Annotated in this window: 6 protein-coding genes; 5 read left to right on the plus strand and 1 reads right to left on the minus strand. The window is 65.6% G+C overall.

What is annotated here, in order from left to right:
- Positions 1-206: 206 nt before the first annotated feature.
- The 4 genes from ribH to ACN0T5_RS21480 all read left to right on the plus strand — a co-directional run bounded on the left by ribH (position 207) and on the right by ACN0T5_RS21480 (position 4,897).
- Positions 207-653 carry a 6,7-dimethyl-8-ribityllumazine synthase gene (gene ribH / locus ACN0T5_RS21465; RefSeq protein WP_417770641.1) on the plus strand — a complete coding sequence of 149 codons (447 nt, stop codon included), beginning with the start codon at positions 207-209 and terminating at the stop codon, positions 651-653.
- 3 nt (positions 654-656) lie between these two features.
- Positions 657-1,220, plus strand: coding sequence for a transcription antitermination factor NusB (gene nusB / locus ACN0T5_RS21470; RefSeq protein ID WP_417770642.1), 564 nt, complete (start codon positions 657-659; stop codon positions 1,218-1,220).
- 145 nt (positions 1,221-1,365) lie between these two features.
- A complete protein-coding gene (locus ACN0T5_RS21475; RefSeq protein WP_417770643.1) occupies positions 1,366-2,601 on the plus strand; it encodes an MFS transporter in 1,236 nt (411 codons plus the stop codon).
- Between the two features lie 160 nt (positions 2,602-2,761).
- Positions 2,762-4,897: a sodium-translocating pyrophosphatase gene (locus ACN0T5_RS21480; protein WP_417770644.1), complete on the plus strand. Its 2,136-nt coding sequence runs from the start codon at positions 2,762-2,764 to the stop codon at positions 4,895-4,897.
- Positions 4,898-5,002: 105 nt separating this feature from the next.
- Here the strand turns inward: ACN0T5_RS21480 and ACN0T5_RS21485 are convergent, their stop codons facing one another.
- Positions 5,003-5,440 carry an outer membrane protein assembly factor BamE gene (locus ACN0T5_RS21485; protein ID WP_417770645.1) on the minus strand — a complete coding sequence of 146 codons (438 nt, stop codon included), beginning with the start codon at positions 5,438-5,440 and terminating at the stop codon, positions 5,003-5,005.
- A 194-nt stretch (positions 5,441-5,634) separates the two neighbouring features.
- On the opposite strand from ACN0T5_RS21485, the gene ACN0T5_RS21490 reads away from it, so the two are divergent.
- Positions 5,635-6,171, plus strand: a complete 537-nt coding sequence (locus tag ACN0T5_RS21490; protein ID WP_417770646.1) for a ubiquinol-cytochrome C chaperone family protein — start codon at positions 5,635-5,637, stop codon at positions 6,169-6,171.
- The last annotated feature ends 7 nt before the right edge of the window (positions 6,172-6,178 follow it).

Here is a 6,178-nt window from a genome sequence, read left to right on the forward strand (position 1 = left end):
CCGAATACAGCTGAACGCGGGCGTTGCGCCGATCCCCGGTTGGCGGCATGGCAGCCCCGGGCAATCCGCGCTGGACAAACGCTGCCCGACATGGTTCCTACCGGCACCCTGAAGCTGGCCTTGCCGGCTGACCGGCCGGCATCCCGCGCGCCTTTGGGCGCCCTTCACGCGACCGGCCCGAGAACCACGAAAGCGACGAGAGCGACATGACGACTCCCCGCATCCTGATCATTGACGCCCGCTTCTACGAGGACATCGCCGACGCTCTTCTTGCGGGCGCGACGGAGGTTCTCGAAGGCCAGGGCGCCGACGTGACCCGCGTCTCCGTCCCGGGCGTGCTTGAAATCCCGGCCGCCCTGGCGATGGCGCTCGCCGCCATGGAGAGCGGACAGGCCGACTTTGACGGCTTCGTCCTGCTTGGCTGCGTCATCCGTGGCGAGACGAGCCATTATGACATCGTCGCCAACGAGTCCGCCCGCGCCGTCATGGAGCTGGTCATCGACGCGGCTCTGCCGCTCGGCAACGGCATTCTCACGGTGGAGAACCGCGAGCAGGCCTGGGCTCGTGCCGACGTCCAGCAGAAGAACAAGGGCGGTGCCGCCGCACAGGCCGCGCTCGACATGATCGCGGTCCGGGATCGCCTCGGGGTCTGAGACATGAGTGACGAGAACGAAGCCCGGACGGAACCTGCAGCCCGCCCCGCCAACAAGCGGGGCGCGGCGCGTCTTTCCGCCGTCCAGGCGCTCTACCAGATGGATGTCGGCGGCTCTTCGCTGGCCGACGTGCTGGCCGAGTTCGAGGCGTTCCGCCTTGGCGCGGAACTCGACGGCGAGCAGTACCGGGAGGCGGATCCGGCCTGGTTCCGCGATCTCGTCAAGGGTGTCGTCGCAGAGCAACGCACGCTTGATCCGGTCATTCACCGCTCGCTCGTCGCCGGCTGGCCGCTGAAGCGTATCGACACGACATTGCGGGCGATCCTGCGCGCCGGTGCCTTCGAGCTGATGCGCCGAAAGGACGTGCCGGGGCGCGTGGTCATCAGCGAATACATCGATGTCGCTCGTGCCTTCTACGAGGAAGACGAGCCCCGCATGGTCAATGGTGTTCTCGACAAGCTTGCCCGCGAGTTCCGGGAAACGGAGTTCGACACGCCGGCAAAGCCCGCCGAGGCGCCGGCCGCGGAGGAACCGTCTGCGCCGCAGGAGCCGGGCGAGGGCGCCTGATCGCGGGCGGCCCGACGGGGAACGACCTGCGGCTATGACCGTTATAGCCGCGCTGCCGTTGTCCTTGCCTGTTGCCTGCACTAGGCTGCGCACGTTCCGGACGATACCGGAATCCCCGCCAGACTGACCCGCAGGACAGATCCAGATGACCGCCCAAGGCGCAAACGTGTCGGCCCCGGCCTCTCTCGTCAATGACGGTCTTGCCCGCCGCAACGCGGTGCTTCTTGCCTGCGCGCAGGCCCTTGGCGGTGCATCGGCCTCCATCGTCATCGCGTCCGGCTCGCTTGTCGGGGCAAGCCTCCTGGGCGCCGACAAGTCTCTCGCGACCCTGCCGGTCTCCTGCTTCGTTCTGGGAACGGCCTTCGGCGCGCTGCCGGCAGGCGCCATCATGCACCGTTTCGGTCGCCGTACGGGCTTCGTCGGATCGGCCGCCCTCGGCATTCTCGCCGGTCTCCTGTCGGCCCACGCGATCTTCGAGGCGAACTTCCTGCTCTTCTGCCTTGGCACCATGGGCAGCGGCATGGTCAGCGCCTTCGTTCACCAGTACCGATTCGCTGCCGCCGACACGGCAAGCGAGGCGTTCAAGCCGAAGGCGATTTCCTTCGTCCTTGCCGGCGGCGTGGCGGCCGGCATCGTCGGGCCCCAAACGGTGATCAACACGGCGGACCTGTTCGAGCCGGTGATGTTCGCCGGGACCTATGTGGCCCAGGCCGCGCTCTCGCTTGTCAGTCTGTGCATCGTCGCCTTCGTGTCGATCCCGAGGCCGCCGCGCGGTCCCGTCGCCGACGGATCGCGTCGCCCGCTGGCGGTGATCATGGCGCAGCCGCGCTTCATCGTCGCCGCAGCCTGCGCCATCACATCCTACGCCCTGATGAGCCTTGTGATGACGGCGACACCGCTTGCCATGATCGCCTGCGGCCTGACCCAGACAGACGCCGCCCATGCCATCCAGTGGCATGTTCTGGCGATGTTCGGGCCGAGCTTCTTCACCGGCCACCTGATCGCCAGGTTCGGGAAGGAACGCATTGTCATTCTTGGTCTTTCGCTGCTCGCCGCCTGTGCCGTGGTGGCGCTGTCGGGCATCGAGGTCGCGCATTTCTGGATCGCGCTGATCCTCCTTGGCCTGGGCTGGAATTTCGGCTTCATCGGAGCGACCGCGATGCTGACGGACGTCTATCGCCCGAGCGAGCGCAACACCGTGCAGTCGGTCAACGACTTCCTCGTCTTCGGTTTCGTTGCCGCCGCGTCGTTCTCCTCCGGCGCGCTGTTGCAGTACCAGGGCTGGGCGACGATCAACACGCTGGTCTTCCCCTTCACGCTGGCCTGTCTCGGCCTCATCGTCTGGCTTGTCAGATTTGAGAGGGGCCGCGCCATCGGCTGACAGCGAAAGCCCGTCAGGCCGTGACGGACCGTTCTTGCGCCATCGTGACAGGGTGGAAACTCGTCCTTGACGGGAGGCGCAGGACGGATACCGTTCTTCTCCTCAGGGACCGGATAACAATGAACCAACGGTCCTTTCGCGTCCTTCATTGGGGGGAAGAATGCTCGAGCTAGTAATTGTAATCCTTTGTGGTCTCCTGTCCGTCGCCTATGGCGCATGGGCGATCCAGTCGGTCATGGCGGCTGATGCCGGCAATGCCCGCATGCAGGAAATCGCCGGCGCCATTCAGGAAGGCGCGCAGGCCTATCTCAACCGGCAATACACGACGATCGCCATCGTCGGCGTGGTCATCTTCGCCCTGGTGGCATGGCTGCTCGGCATGCTTGTCGCCATCGGCTTCGCCATCGGCGCGGTGCTGTCCGCCGCCGCCGGCTATATCGGCATGCTCGTTTCGGTACGGGCCAATGTCCGCACGGCGCAGGCGGCCAGCACGTCGCTTGCGGCGGGCCTCGAGATCGCCTTCAAGTCGGGCGCGGTCACCGGGCTCCTGGTCGCCGGCCTGGCGCTGCTCGGCGTTGCCGTCTACTACGCGATCCTGACCGGCGGTCTCGGCTACGAGGCGCAGAGCCGCACGGTGATCGACTCCCTCGTGGCGCTTGGCTTCGGCGCCTCGCTGATTTCCATCTTCGCCCGTCTGGGCGGCGGCATCTTCACCAAGGGCGCGGATGTCGGCGGCGATCTCGTCGGCAAGGTGGAAGCGGGCATCCCCGAGGACGATCCGCGCAACCCGGCCACCATCGCCGACAATGTCGGTGACAATGTCGGCGACTGCGCCGGCATGGCCGCAGACCTGTTCGAGACCTATGCCGTGACCGTGGTTGCCACCATGGTTCTGGCCTCGATCTTCTTCACCGGCGCCGCGGCGCTGGAACTGATGCTGCTGCCGCTCGTCATCGGCGGCGCCTGCGTCGTCACCTCGATCATCGGCACCTTCTTCGTCAAGCTTGGTGCCAACAACTCGATCATGGGCGCGTTGTACAAGGGCTTCATCGCGACTGCCGTGCTGTCCGCCGTGGCCCTGTTCGGCATCGTCTTCTTCTGGCTCGGCTTTGCCACCGAGTACACGACGAGCGGTGGTGTCACTTTCGCCGGACGGCATCTGTTCTATTGCGGGCTTGTCGGACTTGTCGTGACCGGGCTTATCATCTGGGTCACGGAATACTACACCGGCACGGAGTACCGTCCGGTACGCTCCATCGCCCAGGCGTCGGTCACCGGTCACGGCACCAACGTGATCCAGGGGTTGGCGATCTCGCTGGAGGCAACCGCGCTGCCGGCACTCGTCATCATTGCCGGCATTCTTGCCGCCTTCAACCTGGCCGGTCTCTTCGGCATCGCCATTGCGGTGACGACGATGCTGGCGCTCGCCGGCATGGTGGTGGCGCTGGATGCGTTCGGTCCCGTCACCGACAATGCCGGCGGCATCGCCGAAATGGCCGGCCTGCCGAAGGAGGTGCGTGTCACCACGGACGCGCTCGACGCTGTCGGCAACACGACAAAGGCGGTGACCAAGGGGTACGCGATCGGATCGGCGGGCCTTGGCGCGCTGGTGCTTTTCGCCGCCTACACCGAGGATCTGAAGTTCTTCGCGGCCAACGCGGCGCCGGGAAGCTACTTCGACGGCGTCAGCGTCGATTTCTCGCTCTCCAACCCCTATGTCGTCGTCGGCCTGCTGTTCGGCGGCTTGCTGCCCTATCTCTTCGGCGGCATCTCGATGACGGCGGTCGGACGCGCTGCCGGCGCGGTGGTTGAGGAGGTTCGTCGGCAGTTCCGCGAGAAGCCGGGCATCATGGAAGGCACCGAAAAGCCCGATTACGGTCGTGCGGTCGACATGCTGACCAAGGCCGCGATCCGCGAGATGATCGTGCCCTCGCTGATGCCGGTCCTGTCACCGATCGTGATCTTCTTCGTGATCACCGCGATTGCCGGCAAGTCTCAGGGCTTTGCCTCGCTCGGCGCGATGCTTCTCGGCGTGATCGTCACGGGCCTCTTCGTCGCCATCTCGATGACGGCCGGCGGCGGCGCGTGGGACAATGCCAAGAAATCCTTCGAGGATGGCTTCGTCGACAAGGACGGCGTCAAGCACGAGAAGGGGTCCGAGGCGCACAAGGCCTCTGTCACCGGCGACACGGTCGGCGATCCCTACAAGGACACCGCCGGACCGGCGGTCAACCCGATGATCAAGATCACCAACATCATCGCGTTGCTTCTGCTGGCGGTTCTCGCCCACAACTGACGGATCGCGAGTTGACAAAAAACAAGGCGCCCGCCGGGTTCGGCGGGCGCCTTTTGTGTCTCGGATACAGAACTCTCGCATCGCCGGCGCGATGCGATCCGCCCTTTACAGGTTGAGGCTCGGGTTCTTGGCGCCGCGCAGGATCTGCGTCAGGAAGCCGTAGTCGGAGCCGCCCGTACGGGTCTTGCGGGTCAACACGTCGATCACCTTGCCGTCCTCGAGGCTGTAGTAGCCGGTGTCGCGGACGAAGCCGTCCTCGTCGAAATAGATGGACACGACGCGCCGCTCGACCACATCCGGGGACAGGAAGGCGGTCGTCTCGGTGGTCTGGGAGATGTAGTAGTAGGCTTCGCCGTTCAGCCGTGAAACGGTGGACGGGGACCCGAGCAGCAGTTCCACCTGCTCGCGGCTGGAACCGACCTGGATGTCGCGCACCCGTTCCGACGGGATCACGTGTCCGTGGTTCAGCGTCGTGGTGAAACAGCCACCCAGCGGCAGGGCCAGCGCACCGACCACGATTGCTCCGCGAATCCATGTCTTCATTGAAGCGTGTCCTGTTGCTTTCTGGCGCCGGTTTCCGACCGCGAGGCATTCTCGGGGGAAAACAGGCTCCCGGCGAAACGGTCTCCGGCAGGGAATGCCGCCGGCCCGGGGCATCGTCCCTGTCGCTGCATCCTTGGCAAAGTCCCTAACCTGCGCTAGGCCACTTGGCAACCTTCGTCCAAGCGAGGCATCCAATGGTTTTCGGTCTCTTCCGCCAGCGTCGTCATCCGGAAGTGCATGCCACATATACCGCGATCGTGGCGCAGGCGCGGCAAACCGGTTTTTACAGCCGGCTTCAGGTTCCCGACACGATCGACGGTCGTTTCGAGATGCTGATCTTGCACATGATCCTCGTGCTGAACAGGCTGCGGGGCGAGGGCGGGCAGGTGAGCGAATTCTCCCAGGAGCTGTTCGACCTGTTCTTCGCCGACATGGACGGCTCGTTGCGCGAGATGGGGGTCGGTGACCTGGGTGTCCCCAAGAAAGTGAAGAAGATGGCGGAGGCCTTCTACGGCCGCGCAGCGGCGCTTGCCGAGGCGCTGGCCTCCGACACACGCCAGCAACTCGTCGACGTCGTCGAGCGCAATCTCTTCGCCGAGGCGGGCAACACGGTTGCCGCGAACGCGATCGCGGCCTATCTGCGCGAGGCGACAGGCGCGCTCGCGGAACAGGAGCCCGGCGAGATCATGGCCGGGCGCCTGCGCTGGCCGGATCTGCCCGCCGCCGCCTGAAACACTC

Origin of the sequence: Stappia sp. (genome assembly GCF_048261845.1) — a bacterium.
Taxonomy (GTDB): domain Bacteria; phylum Pseudomonadota; class Alphaproteobacteria; order Rhizobiales; family Stappiaceae; genus Stappia.